The organism is Streptomyces sp. CA-243310, from assembly GCF_050936775.1.
In the GTDB taxonomy this organism is placed as follows: domain Bacteria; phylum Actinomycetota; class Actinomycetes; order Streptomycetales; family Streptomycetaceae; genus Streptomyces.
Map to the genome: position 1 here is coordinate 450,091 of NZ_JBNJMF010000003.1, position 19,029 is coordinate 469,119.

Below are 19,029 nucleotides of genomic sequence, written 5' to 3' on the forward strand. Positions count from 1 at the left end.
CCACCGCCCGAGAACCGAAGGTCCGACCATGCGCCATGTGATCGTCGTCGGCGGCGGCCTCGCCGGCCTGCGCACCGCCGAAGCGCTGCGCGCCCGGGGCTACGAGGGTGACCTCACCCTCGTCGGCGCCGAGACCCACGCCCCCTACGACCGGCCCCCGCTGTCGAAGGCCGTCCTGGCGGGGGAGACCGACGACACGGCCTTCCCCACCGACTGGGACAAGCTCCGCTGCACCCTGCTCCTCGGCCGCCGCGCCGAGGCCCTGCGACCGCACGCCGACCGACCCGGCGGGATCCTGGAGACCACCGGCGGCCCGCTGGAGTTCGACGCCCTGGTCCTCGCGACGGGCGCGAGCCCCGTCCGGCTGCCGGGCGACGGCCCCCAGCACGTCGTACGGACCCGGGACGACGCCCTGGCACTGCGCACCGAACTCGTCGAAGGCGCGCGCGTGGCCGTCGTCGGCGCCGGTTGGATCGGCGCCGAGGTCGCGACCGCCGCCGCCGCGAAGGGCTGCCGGGTCACGGTCCTCGAGGCAGCCGCCGCGCCGCTGTCCGAGGCCCTCGGGCCGGAACTCGGCGCGCTGACCGCCGATTGGTACGCCGAGGCCGGCATCGACCTGCGGTGCGGCGTGCGCGTCGCCTCCGTCGACCACGGCGGACTGACCCTCGACCACGGCGAGTTCCTGGCCGCCGACGTGGTCGTCACCGGCATCGGCGTACGCCCCGACGTCGACTGGCTCCACGGCTCCGGCATCCAGGTCGGGCGCGGTGTCCTCGTCGACGCCGCACTGCGGACCTCCCGGCCCGAGGTCGTCGCGGTCGGCGACTGCGCCGCCTGGTGGTCGGGGCGCTACGACCGCCGGCTGCTCGTCGAGCACTGGGACGCCGCCCTCAACGCCCCCGAGACCGCCGCCGCGACGCTCCTGGGCCACGACGCCGCCCACGACACCGTGCCCTATTTCTGGTCGGAGCAGTTCGGACGCATGGTCCAGTACGCGGGCCACCACCCGGCGGCGGAACGGATGCTCTTCCGCGGCTCGCCCGACAGCCCCGCCTGGACGGTGCTGTGGCTGACCGGGAACCGGCTGGAGGCCATCCTGACCGTCGACCGCCCCCGCGACCTGGTGCAGGGCCGCCGCCTCATCACCGACGCCGGCCACCTGGACCTCGACCTAGCCGCCGACCCGGACGTACCGCTCCGCAAGGCCGTACGTGGCTGACGGCACGCGCCGAGCGGCCGGCGACCACCACAAGGAGAGAACACACATGCCCGAACCCACCTTCCGCCCGGTGCTCGACCGACTCGTGAACTTCAAGCCGGGTCCGCCGGTGCGCTCCCCCGAGGGCCGCACGTACCCGCTCGCCGCGAACGAGTCGCCGTACGGGCCGCTCCCCGCCGTGGTCAAGGCCATCGAGGAGGCGGCCCTCGGCGTCAACCGCTACCCCGACAACAACTGCGTCGAGACGACCGCCGAGATATCGGCGCGCTTCGGGGTCGCCGAGGACGAGATCGCCGTCGGCTGCGGCTCGGTCGGCGTCTCCCAGATGCTCCTGGAAGCCGTCGCCGAACCCGGCGCCGAAGTCATGTACGCCTGGCGTTCCTTCGAGGCCTACCCGATCCTGACCCGGCTCTCGGGCGCCACCCCCGTCGAGGTCCCCCTGCGCGACGGGGCCCACGACCTCGACGCGATGGCCGCCGCGATCACCGACCGGACCCGCCTGATCTTCGTCTGCAACCCGAACAACCCGACCGGGTCCGTGGTGCACGCGGCCGAACTCGAAGCCTTCCTCGACCGGGTACCCGCCGACTGCCTGGTGGTCATCGACGAGGCCTACCACGAGTACGTCCGCGACCGGGAGGTCCCCGACGGCCTCGCGCTCCGCACCGGCCGGCCCAACGTGGTGGTCCTGCGCACCTTCTCCAAGGCGTACGGCCTCGCGGGCCTGCGCATCGGCTACGTGGTGGGGCACCGCGAGACGATCGAGGCGATCCGCAAGGCGTTCCTCCCCTTCAGCGTCAACGGCATCGCGCAGGCAGCCGCCGTCGCCGCGCTCCGCTCCGAGGCCGAACTGATGGCCCGGGTGGAGACCACCACCCGGGAACGCGAACGGGTGCGCGAGGCCCTGCGGGCCCTGGGCCTGCCCGTCCCCCCGAGCGAGGCCAACTTCGTGTGGCTCCCCCTCGGCGAACGGACCCTGGACTTCGGGCGCCACTGCGCGGAGGCGGGCGTGGCGATCCGCGCCTTCGCGGGCGAAGGCGCCCGCGTCTCCATCGGCTCCCCCGAGGAGAACGACGCCTTCCTCACGGCCGCCGCCGGATTCGGGAACCCGCCGACATCCGAGAACCCGCCGACCGCGCGGGCCTGAGCCGCGCCGGGCGGTGCGCCGCCGGCGGGCTCGGACAGCCTCGGTTTCGGCGCCCGTCTCACCGACGGGTGAGCATCGGCCACGGCAGGGCGTCCAGGAGCAACACCACCGCCCACGCGAGATGCAGGACGACGGCCGCGACCCGGGCCGCCCGCACGGGCACCGCGCCGAACCTGAGGACCCCGTACAGGAACGGGAGGCCGAACAGGGTGGCGAGGACCACTCCGGACCAGCCGCGCTCGCTCTCCACCCCCTCGGCCGCCCCGTACATGATGACGACGACCCCCAGGCACAGGAGAGCGGCGATGACGTGGAGACGCGCCTTCACCAGGGGTTGACCCAGCGCCCCGCCGATCGTGCGGAGCGCCCGGTACGGCAAGGCCGGACGTATCGGACGCGAGCCGCCGCCATCGACACCCGCCCTGTCCAACGGGACATTGGACACGGGCGGGACAGCGGCTCCGACGACCGCGACCTCGGACTCGAAGCGGATGTCGGCCTCGATCACCGCCTCGTCCTCCAAGCCCTCGGCGACGATGTGCTCCAGCCGGACGTCGAAGGTCGTCTCGTCCGCTTCATCGTCGCCCTCCGTGGCATCGGCACCGCTCGGCGACCGCCCGTCCGCGTCGGACGGACCCACCGGAACGACGAGGCTGCGCGCCTCACGCTCCAGACGGTTGATCTCCTCCTGCGCGGTCAACGCCTCCGTCGTCCAGAACTGCTGCTGCTCCTCCGCCGTCAGCCTGCGGTTCCTCGCACGCTCCTGCTGGACCCGCACCCGGCCCAGCCGCTCCTTCGCCTGAACGAGCTGGTGTTCGACCCGTACTCGCTCCCGATCGCCCACCACCTTCAAGCGCATCCGTGCGTTCTCCAGCCGGCTCTGCGTGTACGCGAGCATCGGCCGCAGCTCCGCCAGGTGCTTCTCCGCGTTCGCCGCCAGACCCTGATACTTCACGACCTGCCACAACGCCTCGTCACGGCGCACGGTGGGCAGCGGATGAACGGCGGCCGGCCCGGCGCGACGTTCCCGATCCGCCGCGCTCCACAGCTCGCTCGCCCGGACCGCCTTCACGTTCCGCGCCGACCCCGGCGGCGTGTACGCCTCGACGAGCCTGCCCAGCAACGGTCTCGGAATCAGTTGGGACCCGTTGAGGTAGTTCCCCCACGTCGAACTGCTCCGGCCGAACCGCTCCGCCAGCGCGCGCACCGTCGCACCCCGCGTCAACCCGACGAGGAACACGGCCAGATCACCCGCCGGCGTCCCCTCCGGGATCTCCCTTCGCGGCGACATCGCACCCCCCTCCCTTGACCACCCTGTCCAGCCATGACCACCCGCAGTCCAGCCCGGGCCCCCCTCCCACCAGGTGTGACGTCCCCCGCCCGGCCGGCAGCCTCCCGTTCACGGCGAATCTCTCCCTCGTCACCGCACCAGCCGAACCACCGGGGGAGACCACCATGACCCTGTCCACGCTCTACGCGTTCCTGGGCCACGACGTACTCGGCAACACCCTCGCCGCCCTCCTCGTGGCGGGGCTCGGGTACACAGCCAAGAAGGTCCGGGCCTCGGTCCGCAACCGGAACCGCGATACCGCCCCCACCGATCCCACCGACCGGTCCGACCGGACTCCCTCCTGATCCCGCCCCCCGCCCGCATCCGCCGAGGTGGGGGCCGCGGTCGGGGTCGCGGTCGGGGTCGCGGGAGCGGGGCGGTCGTACGTCCGTACGCCGAAGCCGCGCCCCGCCGCTCGACTCCCGCCGCGCCGGTCACGACAGCCGACCCGCGCCGACGCCCGGCCGCCCGGCCTCCCGACGCCCCGGCCGCCCGACGGGACGGTGCCCGGACCGGACGCTCCGACCGCACGACGGCTCAGGAGCGGTGGCGGCGGCGGTGGCCGGCCGGGACGGCGCGCGTGCGCGGCGACCGGGTGCGCCCCCTCCTGCCGCCGCGGCGGCCCTCGGCGACGGGGCCCCCGTGGTGGTGCTCGATGCGGATGCCCTGGAACACGAGCACGGTGAGGCTGAGGACGATGAGGGCCTCGGCCCAGTAGAAGGCGAGGTAGTCGAGCAGGCAGCCGTTGGGGGGTGACCCGGGGGCGGCGTTGCGCAGGCCGACGAGGGCGAAGAGGCTGGCGGCCATCCAGCCGAGTGCGGGCCAGAGCAGGCCGCGACGCTGGCCGACGACGAGCCAGCAGGCGGTGACGATCGCGAGGGCGACGGCCCACATGGCGGCGATCATGAACCAGGCGAGGATGAACGTGCTGCGCGAGCGCTTCACCTCGCTGAGCAGGTGGACCGACTGGCCCCGGTACGAGCCCGCGCCCGGCTTGTAGGTGAAGTACGGGTCGCTGTCGTGCAACCACAGCACGAGCGGTACCCGCTCGGCCGAGTCGCCGATCGTCGCGGCGAAGGCGAACTCGGCGGCGTAGCGGTCGAAGGGATAGTCCGACGAGGTGCCGCCCTCCAGGGGGAGGTCGATGTCGCGCATCCACAGCCCGCTGTCCGGGGCGAAGGTGAGGGCCTGTTGCCCGGTGGTGTTCGTGTGGAGGGTGAGGGGCCGGGTCGGGTAGCCGTCGGGGCCCTCGTAGCGGCCGACGGGGGTGACGGTGAGCCGCAGGGTGATCTGGTGCAGCGTGGGATCGGTGAACTGGATGTCGGCGTCGACGTCGAAGCGGTCCGGGGCCTGCTCGGGGCCGATGACGACCGTCTGCTGTCGGGTGTTGCGCTCGTCGAAGTACAGGCTGATCCCGATCCCGCAGACCACCGCGAGGACGACGAGCGCGGCCACGAGGGTCCGCCAGGGCAGTTCGGCACTGCGCCGGCTCACGTCCTGGACGACGTCCACGCCCCGGCGCAGGTGCCGGGCCGCGGTCTCCCGTCCCGCCGGCCCCGCCCACTTGCCACTGTCGGCCATGGTCCGATGCTGCGGGCGGCCCGGCACGGGCGCCAGGCGGAGGGGGCCGGTCAGGCGTCCGGCTGCCGGGAGGTGACCGCCCCGTACCCGGCGACGCACAGCCTCATCGCGCACGCGTCCTCGGCCTCGACGAACCCCTCCCGGCCCCAGTGGGCGCCGAGGCGCCGTGCGGGCGCCCGGCGCTCCTCGTCGTCGGTCGTTCACAGGGTCGTTCACGGGTGTTCGGGGCCGGATCGGCGAGGGTCTCGCCGGGGCTCAGGCAGGGGTGAAGACGGCAGCGTCCGCTTCGTCGAGGATGAATCCGTTGTCGAAGCGGACGCGCACCGTCACCCGGGGGCCCCGTTCCTGGAAGGCGACCCACTCGGGCTCCAGGGAACCGACCTTCTCCTCGAGCTGCTTCCTGCTCTCCGGGGGCATCTGGCCGCCGAAGGAGTCGAGCAGTGACCTGAGCCGCTCGTACTCGCGGACGCCCTCGCTCTCCTCCCGGTGCTCGACCACCCGTTCGACGGTCCCCTCGGTGTCCGCCGCCAGGGACAGGAACCCGACGACGAGCCCCGACACCTCGATGGAATCCGTCAGCCTGGTGTCCGCGGTCAGCTTCACGCGCCGGCCCTCCGTGAGCGTCATCGACTCTTCCTCGCTTCTCGCATCGTCGTCAGTGGAACCCGGAACCCGGAACCCGGAACCCGGAACCCGGAACCCGGAACCCGGAACCCGGAACCCGGAACCCGGAACCCGGCCCGGACCCGTACCCGGGCATCGGCCCCGGGCCGCCGTGCCGTCGACCGGCCTCACCGCGCGGTGTCGCCACGCCGGAGCCGGCCGAACACCTCGGGGGTCGCCCACCCGCGCAGCGCCGCCCGCACCGTCGACGCGAAGGCGCTCTCGGCCGTGGCGGCATCGAGGGCTCCGGCGAGTTCGAGCGTGACGAGGCCGTGCAGGGTCACCCACAGCGAGACGGCGATCAGGGGCGCCTCGCCGTCGAGGACGGAGTCCGCCACCGCGCGGTCGATCGCGGCGACCAGCGGCCGTACGGGGTCTCGGGTGCCGATCGCCCCCGACGGGTCGAAGGACTGCGCGCCGCCGAACAAGACCGTGTAGAGGTGACGGTGTTCGGCGCCCCAGCGCCGGTACGCGGCGGCCAGGGCGTAGAGGTCGGCGAGGACGTCGTCGGAGGTCGGTACCGCCGACAGGTCCCGGAACAGGCCGGCGACCGCCCGGTCGCGCACCTCGCCGACCAGCGCGTCCTTGCCGTCGAACAGCGTGTACACCGCTGCCGTCGACGTCCCGGCGGCGGCGGCCAGGGCGCGCACCGTCACCGACTCGCGCGGACGGGTGGCGAACATCTCGGTCGCGCACGCCACAAGCCGCTCTTTGACCGCGGCGTCATTCGTTCTCGGCCTACCCACGGGGTCAGCCTACCGGCGCTGATAACATCGTTTTGAAACAGCGTTCTGAAACTGTTTCGAAGCCCTTGCGAACCTCCTGGGGGACACCCGTGCCATCGCCCGCCCCGCACCCCGTACCTCGGCCCGCCCCACGCCCCGCCGCGTTACGCACGGCCGTCCGCGTCACCCGTCGCGTGCTCGCGGCAGCGACCGCCGTCGTGGCACTGGTGGTCGTCTTCCTGGCGCTGATCGTCCTCACGGACGGGGCGGGATCGGGGCTCGTCGCCTGGTCGGCCACCCTGACCGTCGCGGTCGCCGCCGCCCTGTGGCGCGGTCGCCGTCGCGGCACCTGGCGGGCACGGTGCGTACCGTTCCTGCCCGTGGTCGTCGCCGCCGTGCTGACGGCTTCCGTCTGCGTCCCGACCGTGCCGACGGCGCGACGCGTACCGGCGGCCCTTCCGTTCGTGACCGCGCAGCACTGGACGCTGAGCACGGGCAGCCGGGTCGCGGTCTACCACCACCCGCCCGCGAACTCCGCCGCCCCGCACCCCGTGCCGCTCGTGTACCTCCACGGCGGACCCGTACGCGGCATCTCCACGCTCGACCACCGGTTCCTGCGACTACTGGCCCGCCAGGGCTACGACGTGTACGCCTACGAGCAGGCAGGCGGCGGACGCAGCGACCTGCTCCCCATGGACCAGTACACGATCTCCAGGTCGGTCCGCGACTTCGACGCCTTCATCGGCCGGCTGGGCAAGGGTGGCGTCGACGTCCTGGGATTCTCCTCGGGCGCGGTCGTACTCACCCGCGCCCTGGCCGACCCGAACGTCGCCCCGCGCGTCCACCGGGCCGTCATCGCCGAGCCCGGCCCGATGGACGGCCCCACCGCCCGACTCGCCGGGCACCGGGGCCGGCCGTCCGCGCGCGACACCGCACCAACCGTGGCCGGACCACGCTCGACGCGCGTTCCGCGCTACGCAACCGCTTTCGCACTGATGCGGTTCGGACTCCTCGACCCCGACAGCGCCCTGGTGGGTCAGGCCGAGGGCGTCAACGCGTTCACCGCCGCCGACCTCGGCAGCGACACCGCCTCCGCCTACTGCGCCCGCGACGCCCACCGCATCCCCGAGGAGGACACCGCGCGCACCTTCTCCTTCAGCCCCGCCGCGAGCCTCCGCGTCCAGCAGACGATCAAGGATTCGCCCTCCATCGCCCCGCAGCTGAGGGGCTCCCGGACGCCCGCGATGCTGATGATCGCCGCATGCTCCTCGCAGCTCCGCGAATGGGCGACCGCGATCCTCGCCGACACCCCCGGCATCCGGCGCACCCAGTACATGCCCGGCGTCGGCCACCACATGTGGAACGGTCTCGACGACAACGACCAACGGGCCGCCGCCGTCATCGACGCCTTCCTCCAGGACGAACCGGCGCCCCTGCCGAACCACCCGAAACGTGACGACATCCCCGACTTTCTCCGCGACTTCGCGGGACACCGATGAGTTTGCGCGGCGCCGGCGGTCTTCTTCCTCGACGACCCCGCACGGCAGGAGACGGACATGACCGACCTTGAGACCAGGACCCTCGACGCGACCGGCGCCACCCTCGGCTTCGACATCCGACGGCCCACCACCGCGAACGACACCGCGAACGACACCGCGAACGACACCGCGAACGACACCGCGAACGACAGCGGGAACGGGAGCGGGAACACGGGCGCGGGCGGGGAGCCGCGCGCGCTGCTGCTGGTGGGTCCCCGATGGGCGCCGACGGATTCCGGACCCTGGCCTCGCACTTCACCGACCGGACCGTGGTCACCTACGACCCCCGGGGCGTGGGCCGCAGCGCGCGCACGGACGGGGTCGCGCAAACGCGGCCCGAGGAGCACGCCGACGACCTGCGCAGGGTGATCGAGGCCCTCGGCGTCGGGGCGGTGGACGTGTTCGCGAGCAGTGGCGGAGCGGTCAACGCGCTGACCCTGGTCGAACGGCACGGCGACCTCGTACGCACCCTCGTCGCGCACGAGCCCCCGATGGCCCGGGTGCTCCCGGACCACGAGGCGGCGCTCGCCGCATGCGTGGACATCCACGGGACCTACCTGCGCGAGGGATCGGGCCCCGCGATGGCGAAGTTCTTCGTACTGGTCTCCCACCAGGGCCCCTTCCCCGACGACTGGACCGACCGGCCGGCGCCCTCCCCGGCCGACTTCGGGTTGCCGACCGAGGACGACGGCCTGCGCGAGGACCCCCTGCTGGGTCAGAACATGCGCGGTTGCACCGCCCATCGCCCCGACTTCACCGCGCTGCGCGCCGCTCCCACGCGCATCGTGGTGGCGGCGGGCAAGGAGTCGGGGCAACAGTTCCCCGCCCGCGCCGCGGCGGCGACCGCCGCCGGCCTGGGAACCCTCCTCGCGCTGTTCCCCGGCGACCACGGCGGATTCCTGGGCGGCGAGTACGGTCAGCACGGCGCCCCGGAGGAGTTCGCCCGGACCCTTCGGGAGGTACTCGACACCGACGGCTGACAGGGAGACGTTCGGCGGGCGACGCCGATCGACGGATGGACAGGGACGTCCGCGGCGCGGTGTCCTGATCGCGGTCGCCGCGCACGGAACGGGCCGTTCATCGGAGCAGCCCCGGTTGCCCGAACGCCCTTGTGGGACTGGCGGGTTCGCCGCTGAGCGACCGGGACCGCCCGACGCGCGCCGCGATCACCGCGGTCGGGGCCCGTTCGGCGCGTTCGACACCGCGGCCATGACCGACCTGCGGAACGCGGCGCTCGACGCAGTCCGCCGTGGAACCGTCCTCGGGTGTGGTTCCACGGCGACTCACACACCGGGAACCCGCTGACGCTCGACGGCCGCCTCGCCACGGTCGCCGACCTCGGCGAACCCGGCGAACGCGGCATCGGCGGTCCCGCCCGCGACCTCGTGATCGCCTTCACCCTGATGTCGGCACGGAGCCGAGCCGTGTTCCGTACGGCGCTCGACGTCGACGACGCCACCTGGCCACGGGGCCGCGGCCGGGCACCCGCCACCGGCCTGAACGCCCACACCGCCCATGGTGGAGCGGGGCCTGGCAGGGGTTCACTTGCCGGTGATGCCCCACGTGCCGTCGCCGGCTGCGGCGGCGTTGTGGAGGGCGGTCCACGCGGTGTCGTCGAGCTTGAAGGCGTCGTGGAGGTAGGCGGAGATCGCGTCGGCGACGAGGGCGACGCGGGCGGGGTCCTCGTCGGTGGTCTCGGCGACCCTCTCGCCGGCCAGGCCGCCCAGGGTGTGCTCTCCCTCGTCGATGGTGAGCAGGCTCTTCGGGGCCGGGCTGAGGTGATAGGCGTCGGTGAACCACTCAGGCCCCCGGGTGGAGAGCTGAGACTGGTCCCTGCCACCCGCGACGACCAGGACCGGAGCGGTCATGGTGGAGTGGTCCGGCCTCATGAACGGAAGGTGTTCGACGGCGAACGGGGTGAGGGTGTCGCCCGTTCCGGTCGCGGCGATCAGCGCACCGGCCGAGACCGCGGAGTGAGAGAAGTCCTCTCCGGGATTCCCGTCGGCGTCGAGCACGCGCGTACCGAGGAGCGCGCCGGCGGTCTGGGCGCCCCACGAGTGGCCGACGACCGCGATGCGGTCCCGGTCGGCGCGGGTCTCCAGATCGCCCGCCTGGAGGAGGATGTCGCCGAGGCCGTCGAGAATCGCGTGGAGGTCGGCGATCCGGACGCGCCAGATGGTGGCGAAGCGCGGGTCGTCCCACGTGATGCCGTTGCGGCGGGAGTCCAGGTGGGTGGGTTGCACGACGATGAATCCGGCGGCTGCCCACCGGTCGACGAGGGGTTCGTATCCGTCCATGGACCATGCGTTGCCGTGGGAGAACACGATGACGGGAAGGTTCCGGCCCGACGCGGGGGCGGTGACCTTCACCTGGAGGTCGACGCTGCGGCCGGGCGTGGGAACGGTGATCGGCTTGACCGCGACGATCCGCCGGTCGAGGTGACTGGAAGACATGGGGGACCTGTGCTTTCTCCATGGGGGTGCCCTGCCATACTTTGGCGGAGCGGCGTTCCGTCAAACTAGCGGAACATTGTTCCGCGAGTAAAGGGGTGGTCTCGTGTCCGAACCGGTCGGAGTGCGCCAGGCACAGGCACAACGCACCCGCGGCGCCGTACTGGCGGCCGCGGCGGCGGTCTTCGTGCACCAGGGCGTCCAGGCCCCCATCCGCGACATCGCCGAACGTGCCGGTGTCGGCGTCGGCACGATCTACCGGAACTTTCCGACCCGGGCGGACCTCGTCACCGCCGTCTACCGGCACCAGATCGACACCTGCGCCGCACTCGCGCCGCAGCTCCTGAAGGAATCGGCCTCCCCGTTCACCGCCCTCACCCGCTGGGCGGACGCGTTCGTGGAGTTCCTGGTGACCAAGCACGGCCTCGGTGCCGCCCTGGGGTCCGGTGATCCAGGGCTGGAGAACCTCCACGCCCTCATGCTCGACACCCTGGTCCCGGCCTGCGCGACGCTGCTCGACGCCTGCGCCGCCGCCGACGACCTCGATCCCGGCATCACCGCCTACAAGCTCATGCGCGCCATCGGAAACCTCTCCATCACCGGGCCCGACTACGACCAGGCCGACGCCAGGCACATGGTCGCGACCCTCCTCGCCGGATGCCGTCGCACGGCATAGGACGGACGCGCGGCCGGCCCGGCCCGGCCCTGCCCTCCGGCGGTGTACTCGTCACGGTCGGAGGTCCGGTCCGGTCCGGTCCGTCGACGTCGACGACAGGCATGGGCCTCGGCGGGTCAGGATCTCGATCATCTCCGCGAACGTGCCGCCCTCATCGGCCCGTTGCATCGGGGGGTTGGGCCGGGATGACGTGGGAATTTCGCCCGCGACCCCGGGGTTGCCCGCATGACGTCGGCCCTCCACTCCCGACGAACACGCGCACGACGCAGCACGAAGGAACAGACATGACGACGACGTACCTCCTTCAGGTCGACTTCCCGAGCGACGGCCCCTTCGGGGAGCAGATGGCGACCGAGTACAGGCAACTGGCGGAGAGCATCAACCACGAACCGGGGATGATCTGGAAGATCTGGACCGAGAACAGCGAGGACCGCGAAGCGGGCGGCGTCTACCTCTTCGATTCCGAGGTGGCTGCGCAGAAGTACCTGACCAAACACACCGAACGGCTCCGGTCCTGGGGCATCGCCGACATCCGTGGCCGGATCTTCGCCGTGAACGGTCCGCTCTCGGCGATCAACAGGGCTCCGCTCCCTCCCACCGCCGCCTGATCGCCGACGCGGCACCCCGAGCCACACACGGCGACGAGGCGTGCGTCGCCGACGCGGCACGGACCTCGACGGCACGGACCGCCGACAACCGGCTTTCCGACGGCGGTACTTGAGACCGGGCAGCCGGCCCGACCGCGAGTGTGCGCGGGGGTGCCCCGACGGAGGCGGACGAGGGTCGGTCCGCCGAGGGGCCGTGAGTTTCGGCGGCGGCGGCGCGGCGTCCACGGGCTGCCGCGCGGACCTCCGTGTGCAACGCTGGAAGGGCCACCCGGGCCGGTTCTGCCCCGTGCGGCCCGCTGAACCACGGATGTAGCCATGCCCCTGTACCCAGCCTTCCGCGCCGCGCCGGCGGTGCTCGCCAGCGCCGCCCTCGCGGTGCTGATGAGCGCGCCGGCCGCGCCGGCCGCCCTCTCCGGACCGGCGGCACCACCCGGCCACGCCGTCACCGGCGTCCAGGCGGCCACCCTGTCCATCCCCGCCATCGGCGTGTCCGGGCTCACGGTCGTCCCGTACCAGGGGACCCCCGATGACGCGCCGGGCACCCGGATCCAGGACCAGGGCGCGGCGGCGAGCCCCCACGGTCCCGGCGGTGGGGTCGGCCCCGGCGACGTGGGGAACTACATCGTCACGGGTCACCGCATCGTCGCGGGCGGGCCCCTGCGGGCGTTGCCGTCAGTGCCGAACGGCGCGGCGGTCCACGTCACCTCCGGCGGCGTCACGTACGAGTACACGATCACCGCGACGCGGACGACCTCGTTCCGGTCGCCTGCCTCCATGGACGCCCAACGGGCCGCGGTCCCCGGCTCCCCGGGCGCCGTGCCGAGCCGAGCGATGATCACCGTGACCACCTGCCTGACGCCCGAGGACGAGGCGGCGGGCAATCACTGGCGGGACGCGCAGGACAACCCGGAACACCGCATCGACAAGATCGGTGTACTCACGGGCACCACGCCCTGAGAGAGTCCCCAAGCACGCCTCACGCCTCACGCCTCACGCGTCGCCCGACGCTGCCAAGCCCAACGACAGCTCCGCCGTCGCGAGCATGCGGGCGATGTCGATCGGCAGGTCGGAGAACTCCCTCCTGACCACATCGATCGGATCGATGCCGCGGATCCGGCCGTCACGCCCCGTCGCCTCGATGACGAAGCGGTGGCCGCGGGGGACCCGGGCGTCCTGCGCGACGGTCCACCGTGCCCCATGCCTGCGCGTCAGGTAGTCGGCCACGTAGGACATCAGATCACTGTGCAGGGTGATCCAGTCCGACGGTTCGAATGCGCCGAGCGGAGCACGTGAGACGTACTCCTGGAGGGCGGGGATGAGACTCAGGGGGTCCCGCGCGTAGACCTCGGGCGGTACGCCGAGCATGTCCGCCACGTCCTCCACGTTGCGGCGGCCTTCCTCCACCCATCCTTGGAGATCCGGTCCTTGGAGATCCGGTTCGTTGACCTCGGTCACCTTTCGTACCCTTCCTTGCCTTCCGCCGGCTCCCGGGGCCGGCGCCCGTGCGCGACGCCCCGCTCGTGCGTCCGCCGCCTCCGGCAAGGGAAGCACGCGCACCGCCGCAATCCGACCCGGACCGCCGGGCGGAATGCCTGACCAGCGACAATGGCTCCCAAACCCCCGGGCGGAGAACCACGGGAACAGGCAGCACGGGAACAGGCAGCACGGGCACAGGCAGCACGGGCACAGGCAACACGGAACAGGGGCACCACGTGCGGGGGCGGAACGCTGAACGGGACCGGATCGAGCAGTTGCTCGGCGACGCGCGTCAGGGCAAGAGCGGCGCCCTGCTGGTGCACGGCGAGGCCGGGATCGGCAAGACCGCGCTGCTCGACCACGCCGCCGGTCGGGCGGACGGGGCGCGCGTACTGCGCGTCGAGGGCATCGAGTCGGAGATGGAACTGGCCTTCGGCGGTCTCCACCAGCTGTTCCTGCCCGTACTGGACCTCGTCGACGGCCTGCCACAACCGCAGGCCGCAGCCCTGCGGGCCGTCTTCGGGCTGACCGCCGACGACGTCCGCGACCGCTTCACCGTGGGCCTGGCGGTGCTCACGATGCTGTCGGAGGCCGCGGCCGGGCGCCCGCTGCTGTGCCTGATCGACGACGCGCAATGGCTCGACCAGCCCTCGGTGGACATGTTGACGTTCGCCGCGCGCCGACTGCGGGCGGAGGGAGTCGTGATGCTGTTCGCGGTCCGCGACGGGGCGCCCGGCGCCGCCGTGAAGGGACTCCCGCGGTTGCACGTCGAAGGCCTCGAACGCGCGGTCGCCGCCGAGTTGTTGCCGGGGCTGCCGCCGTACGTCGCGGACCGGGTCATCGAGGAGGCCCGCGGCAACCCGCTCGCCCTCATCGAGCTGTCGGCCGCACTCACCCCGGCCCAGCGCGCCGGGCGGCTGGGCCCCTTGGCGCTTCCCGAGGAGGGCGCCGGACTGCCGAGCCGGATCCAGGACGGCTTCCTGGAGCAGATCCGCAGGCTTCCCGAAGCCGCCCAGGCGGTCCTGCTGGTGGCCGCCGCCGACGACTCCGGGGACCTCGCCGTGGTGCTGAGGGCCGCGCGAGCGCTCGACGCGACGGTCGAGGACCTCGAACCCGCCGAACGTGCCGGATTCGTGCGCGTGGCCGGGACGGTGGTGCGCTTCCGTCATCCGCTGGTGCGGTACGCCGCCTACCAGGGCGCCCCGCTCGCCCGGCGCATCGCCGCTCACCGGGCGTTGGCGCGGGCCCTGGGCGACGCCGGCCAGGCGCACCGGCGTGCCTGGCACCTGGCCGCCGCGTCGACGGGCCCCGACGAGCGGGTCGCCGAGGAACTGGAACGGGTCGCCGAGTGGGCCGGGAGCCGGCAGGCGATGGCATCCGCGTCCGCGGCCTACGAGCGGGCCGCCCAGCTCACCGCGGATCCCGGATCCCGTGCGCGCCGCCTGGTCCGGGCGGCCTGGCGGGCCGCCGACGCCGGACAGGACGAGCGCTGCGGCGCGCTCGCCGACCAGGTGCCGCTGCCCCTGGAGGACCCCGGCGTGGCGGCGGACTTCGCGCGCGCCCGGGCGGTCGTCGAACTCGGCTTCCGCAGACCGGAGACGGCCGCCCGGATCCTGCTCGCCTGCGCGGATCCGACCGGGACCGCCCGCCCGGACACCGTCGCCTCGTTGCTGACTGACGCGGTGCACGCCGCCTTCTCCGCGGGTGACGCCACGCTGATCGAGGAGATCGCGTCCCGCGCCCCGGACCTGCCGGTACTGGCCGTGCCCGCCCGACTGTTCGGTGGTGACGTACCCGGCGCGCTCGACGCGCTGCGCACGCTCGTCCAAGACGGCCGGGACCCGGACACGGGCGTCATGGAGCGGCTGATGACCGGGATCCACTGTCAGCTGACCGGCGATCACGCGACCGCGCGGGAGGTCGCCGCCGGAGCCGTCGCCCACTGTCGGGAGCAGGGCATCGGCGGATGGCTGCCCACCACGCTCCACCTGCTGGCGCGGACGGAACTGGCGCTCGGTCGCCACGACGAGGCGTCCGCGCACGCGGCGGAGGGGCTCCGGCTCGCCGAGTACCACGACCTGGCCCACCGGGCCGCCCACCTGCGGGCCGCACTCGCGATGACGGCGGCCGTACGGGGGGAGGAGGAACAGAGCCGCGCCCTGGCCGCCGAGGCCCTGGCGTACACGCGACCACGCGGGGTGGGGCGGGGTACGGCGGACGCCCTGTGGGCGCTGGGCGTGCTCGAACTCGGCCTGGGACGGGCGCAGGCGGCGCTGGAACCCCTGGAATCGGCGCTGCGACCCCTGGAGTGCGCCCCGGAATCCCCGGAGCCCGAGTCGCAACCCCCGGGTTCGGCGCCGGAACCCCCGGAGCGCGCGCCGCGACCCCTCGATTGGGCGCCGCGCGGGGCGGCCGGTCCGCCGCTCTGCCTGCCCCTGCTGGCGGACCTCGTGGAGGCGGCCGGACGTGCCGGGCGCCCGGAGCGCGCGGCGGAACCGGCACGGCTGCTCGGGGACTGGGCCACCGCCCTGGGGCAGCCGGTCCTGTCCGCCCTGGCCCGCCGCTGCCAGGCGCTGACCGGCCCCGACAGTACGGCCGAGGAACACTTCACCGCGGCGTTGGCCCTCCACGAGAACGGCAGCGACTACGACCGCGCCCGCACCGCGCTGCTCTACGGGGAATGGCTGCGCCGTCTGCGGCGCCACATCGACGCCCGGCACCAACTGCGCGCCGCGCTGGAGGCCTTCGAGCGGCTCGGGGCCCACCCGTGGGCCGGCCGCGCCCGCGCGGAGCTGGGAGCCGCGGGCGGGGAGACCGGGCTGACCGCCCGCGAGGACGGCCCGATCAGCCTGCTGAGCCCGCAGGAACGCGAGGTCGTCCGACTGGCGGCGGCCGGTGAGAGCAACCGGGAGATCGCCGCGCGACTGTTCCTGAGCCCCCGCACGGTCGGGCACCACCTCTACCGCGCGTTTCCCAAACTCGGCGTCGCCTCCCGCACCGAACTGGCCGCGCTGCTCGCCCCGGTACACGCCTCATGAGGCCGCGGCCGGCGCCGCTGTCGCCTCCTCCGAGGCCTCCGGCACCGAGTAGATCATCCGGGTCTGGGCGATCCGGTAGCCGGCCCGGGCGAACGCGGCGGCCATCGGCGCGTTGTCGGTGTCCGTGGTGGCCGTGATCAGCTCGGCGCCCGCCTCCACCTGTACCCGGGTGATCTCGGCGAGTACGTCGTCGACGTACCCGTGCCCGCGCAGTTCGGGGACGACGCCCAGGTAGCCGACGTTGCGGTGGTACGGCGTCGCCGAGGGGAGCGCCAGCCCGGCGACCTGCCCGTCGGGAGTGCGCGCCAGCCGCCACCACGAGCGCTCGCCCGGACACCCGAGGTAGAAGTCCACCTCCTCGCGGGCGGTGGCCTCGGCTCCCATGGACGCGAGGTTGCGACGCGTCTCGCCGTCCAGGCTGCCCACCGCGATCCGCCGGAAGACGTCGAGGAACTCCTCGTCCGAGCCCTCGCTGAAGGTGAGACGCCCGCTGGAGACCGGGAGCCCCGCGTCGGGGGTCCACTCCAGGCGCAGCCGCTCCACCTGGTCGGTGAGCCCGGCCGCCCGCGCGGCCTCGTGCCGCCAGTCCAGGGCGGCGACGACGGCCGGGTCCTGACGCCACCCGGTCGGCAGCGTCAGGTTGTACAGCGGGGGCTTGGTCGCGCCCTGTTCGGCGAAGGCCCGCAGCCCCGCCGTGATCAGTCCGGCCCCGACCGCCGCGCGGTCGGGAACCGAGGGATCGACGTACAGGCAGTCCAGGGCGATCGGGTGCTGACCGTCCGCGTGACCCCACCACAGGGCGCGGGCCACGACCCGGTCGCCGTCCTCGGCGATCCAGGTCCACTCGGGCCGGTACATGCCCTCCTTCAGTTCTTCGAGGTAGCGGTCGGCGGGGATCCAGCCGACTGGTTCGTCGACGGTCACGGCGGTGACGCGGTCGAGATCGGTGTGGCTGTCGGTCGTGGGACGGAACAACATGTGTGTGCTCACTTCTGCGGTGTCGAGGAGGTCGAGTAGGTGGTGATGGTCGCGCCGGTGTTGAAGACGCGGGAGTCGGTGAGCGTGAAGCTCGCCGGGAGGAACGGAGCGCGGAACAGCGGGATCCCGGATCCGATGACGACCGGGTAGCGCTTGATGATCAGTTCGTCGATCTCCTCCAGCAGCTGCCCGGCCAGGTCCGCTCCGCCGCACAGCCAGATGCCCGCCCCGTCCTGCCGCTTGAGTTCGCGGACGAACGCCACCGGATCCGCGGACACGATCTCCACGGCGGGGTCGAGTCGGGACAGGGTGCGGGAGAAGACGTACTGCGTGAGGTGCGGGTAGGGGCTGGTGACGCCGACAGCGAGCCCGGGTTCATAGGTGCCCCGGCCCATCAGGACGGTGTCGAAGCGCCGGTTGGGGGCTCCTGCGATGCCCAACGGCCCACGACCCTGGACCGGGATGGTCTCGGGGTACTCGGCCAGCAGCGCGGCGGCCAGGTCCCCCTCGAAGGGGAAGAAGTCGAACCGCCCGTCCGGACCGGCGATGAAGCCGTCGAGACTGGTGCCGACGTAGTAGGTGAGTCGACGCACGCGGACCTGCTTTCGAGACGATCGGGTGACGTCACTGACGTTAGGTCGGCCGCCCCCCGACCGGCATCGGTCACCCCGACGTAATGTGACCGTCCACCGTCCACCGTCCACCGTCCACCGACCCGCGGGCACGGGTCGCCGCCGGTGGGGTGGCGGGGAAACGCCGCCGCCCCGTGTCCCGCCGACGCGCTACCGCTCGTCGTGGCGACGGGCGAGGTGGACGGTGAGGTCGGCGGTGATCCCGACCCGTTCCGGAAGGACCCGCGCGATCCGGTCGAACGCCTGCCTGCGCGCCGCGGCCGGCAGGACGAGATAGGCGGAGACCGTCGAGAGGTGACCGACGTAGTCGCGCGCGCCGATCGTCAAGTGCCGTTCGATCAGCGCTTGTCGGACATCGGTGAACCACTCGGACCGTTGGAGTTCCGTACCCGGCCACTGCATGGTGTGCTCCGGCGGTGTCCCGTCCGGTGAGGGGATCTCGTCGCTCTCCAGGAACGGCGCCCGCGCCGCGCGAACGGCCTCCTCCACCGCCGGGTCGGCCAGTCGGAACGGCCCCCCGAACGAGGCGAACACGCCGCCCGGCTCCAACAGCCCGGCCACGCGCGACCACCGGCCCTGCGGGTCGGTCCAGTGCAGCGCCGCCGCCGCGTAGACCAGCCCGTACCTCTCGCCCTCCCGCACGTCCTCGAACGCGGCCCGCACCGTTGCGACGTGCGCCGGCACGTGCTTGCGCAGCTCGGCGAGCATGGCCTCGTCGGGCTCGGTCGCGGTGACCGCGACCCCCCGTCGGGCGAAGAGCCGGGTCGCCTTGCCCGTCCCGGCGCCGATTTCCAGCGCGGTACGCAGCGGACGACCCGCGTACGACGCGACCATGTCGAAGAGCCGGTCGGGATACCCCGGCCGGAAACGTTCGTACGCGTACGCCATTGCTCCGAAACTCAGTGCGCGACCGGACATGCCGAGCATCCTGACACGCGCCGCGCCACGAGCGCCCGGCCATTCGGCCC

Annotated in this window: 17 protein-coding genes and 2 pseudogenes; 10 read left to right on the forward strand and 9 right to left on the reverse strand. The window is 73.1% G+C overall.

Features of this window, described 5'->3' with window-relative positions; translation table 11 throughout:
- The first annotated feature begins 28 nt into the window (after positions 1-28).
- Positions 29-1,219 (forward strand): NAD(P)/FAD-dependent oxidoreductase, encoded by a 1,191-nt coding sequence (locus ACQEVM_RS35225; RefSeq protein ID WP_433086217.1) that lies wholly within the window; start codon positions 29-31, stop codon positions 1,217-1,219.
- A 46-nt stretch (positions 1,220-1,265) separates the two neighbouring features.
- A complete protein-coding gene (gene hisC / locus ACQEVM_RS35230; protein ID WP_433086219.1) occupies positions 1,266-2,366 on the forward strand; it encodes a histidinol-phosphate transaminase in 1,101 nt (366 codons plus the stop codon).
- Positions 2,367-2,424: 58 nt separating this feature from the next.
- Here hisC and ACQEVM_RS35235 read toward each other — a convergent pair whose 3' ends face one another.
- Positions 2,425-3,657 carry a helix-turn-helix domain-containing protein gene (locus ACQEVM_RS35235; protein WP_433086221.1) on the reverse strand — a complete coding sequence of 411 codons (1,233 nt, stop codon included), beginning with the start codon at positions 3,655-3,657 and terminating at the stop codon, positions 2,425-2,427.
- Positions 3,658-3,821: 164 nt separating this feature from the next.
- On the opposite strand from ACQEVM_RS35235, the gene ACQEVM_RS35240 reads away from it, so the two are divergent.
- Positions 3,822-4,001: a hypothetical protein gene (locus tag ACQEVM_RS35240; protein ID WP_433086223.1), complete on the forward strand. Its 180-nt coding sequence runs from the start codon at positions 3,822-3,824 to the stop codon at positions 3,999-4,001.
- A 232-nt stretch (positions 4,002-4,233) separates the two neighbouring features.
- On the opposite strand, the gene ACQEVM_RS35245 is transcribed toward ACQEVM_RS35240, so the two are convergent.
- From ACQEVM_RS35245 to ACQEVM_RS35255, 3 genes are all read right to left on the reverse strand, one after another.
- Positions 4,234-5,277, reverse strand: coding sequence for a DUF4436 family protein (locus tag ACQEVM_RS35245; protein WP_433086225.1), 1,044 nt, complete (start codon positions 5,275-5,277; stop codon positions 4,234-4,236).
- A gap of 255 nt (positions 5,278-5,532) precedes the next feature.
- Positions 5,533-5,904 (reverse strand): hypothetical protein, encoded by a 372-nt coding sequence (locus ACQEVM_RS35250; protein ID WP_433086227.1) that lies wholly within the window; start codon positions 5,902-5,904, stop codon positions 5,533-5,535.
- A 164-nt stretch (positions 5,905-6,068) separates the two neighbouring features.
- Positions 6,069-6,686 carry a TetR/AcrR family transcriptional regulator gene (locus tag ACQEVM_RS35255; RefSeq protein WP_433086229.1) on the reverse strand — a complete coding sequence of 206 codons (618 nt, stop codon included), beginning with the start codon at positions 6,684-6,686 and terminating at the stop codon, positions 6,069-6,071.
- Positions 6,687-6,859: 173 nt separating this feature from the next.
- On the opposite strand from ACQEVM_RS35255, the gene ACQEVM_RS35260 reads away from it, so the two are divergent.
- From ACQEVM_RS35260 to ACQEVM_RS35270, 3 genes and pseudogenes are all read left to right on the forward strand, one after another.
- Complete coding sequence (locus ACQEVM_RS35260; protein WP_433086231.1) at positions 6,860-8,164, forward strand: alpha/beta hydrolase; 1,305 nt, start codon at positions 6,860-6,862, stop codon at positions 8,162-8,164.
- A 57-nt stretch (positions 8,165-8,221) separates the two neighbouring features.
- Positions 8,222-9,183: pseudogene (locus ACQEVM_RS35265) on the forward strand (alpha/beta fold hydrolase).
- A 137-nt stretch (positions 9,184-9,320) separates the two neighbouring features.
- A pseudogene (locus ACQEVM_RS35270) lies at positions 9,321-9,735 on the forward strand (phosphotransferase); the annotation flags it as partial.
- A gap of 9 nt (positions 9,736-9,744) precedes the next feature.
- On the opposite strand, the gene ACQEVM_RS35275 reads toward ACQEVM_RS35270, so the two are convergent.
- Positions 9,745-10,656: an alpha/beta hydrolase family protein gene (locus tag ACQEVM_RS35275; RefSeq protein ID WP_433086233.1), complete on the reverse strand. Its 912-nt coding sequence runs from the start codon at positions 10,654-10,656 to the stop codon at positions 9,745-9,747.
- A 103-nt stretch (positions 10,657-10,759) separates the two neighbouring features.
- Here ACQEVM_RS35275 and ACQEVM_RS35280 point away from each other — a divergent pair, with 103 nt between their 5' ends.
- From ACQEVM_RS35280 to ACQEVM_RS35290, 3 genes are all read left to right on the forward strand, one after another.
- Positions 10,760-11,329: a TetR/AcrR family transcriptional regulator gene (locus tag ACQEVM_RS35280; RefSeq protein WP_433086235.1), complete on the forward strand. Its 570-nt coding sequence runs from the start codon at positions 10,760-10,762 to the stop codon at positions 11,327-11,329.
- Between the two features lie 284 nt (positions 11,330-11,613).
- On the forward strand, positions 11,614-11,937 hold the full coding sequence (locus ACQEVM_RS35285) for a monooxygenase (protein WP_433086237.1): 324 nt from the start codon (positions 11,614-11,616) through the stop codon (positions 11,935-11,937).
- A gap of 315 nt (positions 11,938-12,252) precedes the next feature.
- Positions 12,253-12,894 (forward strand): sortase domain-containing protein, encoded by a 642-nt coding sequence (locus tag ACQEVM_RS35290; RefSeq protein ID WP_433086239.1) that lies wholly within the window; start codon positions 12,253-12,255, stop codon positions 12,892-12,894.
- Positions 12,895-12,927: 33 nt separating this feature from the next.
- Here the strand turns inward: ACQEVM_RS35290 and ACQEVM_RS35295 are convergent, their stop codons facing one another.
- A complete protein-coding gene (locus ACQEVM_RS35295) occupies positions 12,928-13,392 on the reverse strand; it encodes a hypothetical protein (RefSeq protein WP_433086241.1) in 465 nt (154 codons plus the stop codon).
- 257 nt (positions 13,393-13,649) lie between these two features.
- Between ACQEVM_RS35295 and ACQEVM_RS35300 the strand changes: the two genes are divergently transcribed.
- A complete protein-coding gene (locus ACQEVM_RS35300) occupies positions 13,650-16,451 on the forward strand; it encodes a helix-turn-helix transcriptional regulator (protein ID WP_433086243.1) in 2,802 nt (933 codons plus the stop codon).
- Here ACQEVM_RS35300 and ACQEVM_RS35305 read toward each other — a convergent pair.
- From ACQEVM_RS35305 to ACQEVM_RS35315, 3 genes are all read right to left on the reverse strand, one after another.
- The gene (locus ACQEVM_RS35305; protein WP_433086245.1) at positions 16,446-17,441 is read right to left on the reverse strand and encodes a GNAT family N-acetyltransferase; all 996 of its coding nucleotides are present in this window, start codon (positions 17,439-17,441) and stop codon (positions 16,446-16,448) included. The genes ACQEVM_RS35300 and ACQEVM_RS35305 overlap by 6 nt on opposite strands.
- Positions 17,438-18,022, reverse strand: coding sequence for a dihydrofolate reductase family protein (locus tag ACQEVM_RS35310; protein ID WP_433086247.1), 585 nt, complete (start codon positions 18,020-18,022; stop codon positions 17,438-17,440). The genes ACQEVM_RS35305 and ACQEVM_RS35310 overlap by 4 nt, the downstream gene beginning before the upstream one ends.
- Positions 18,023-18,211: 189 nt before the next feature.
- Positions 18,212-18,979 carry a class I SAM-dependent methyltransferase gene (locus ACQEVM_RS35315; protein ID WP_433086249.1) on the reverse strand — a complete coding sequence of 256 codons (768 nt, stop codon included), beginning with the start codon at positions 18,977-18,979 and terminating at the stop codon, positions 18,212-18,214.
- Positions 18,980-19,029 lie beyond the last annotated feature (50 nt).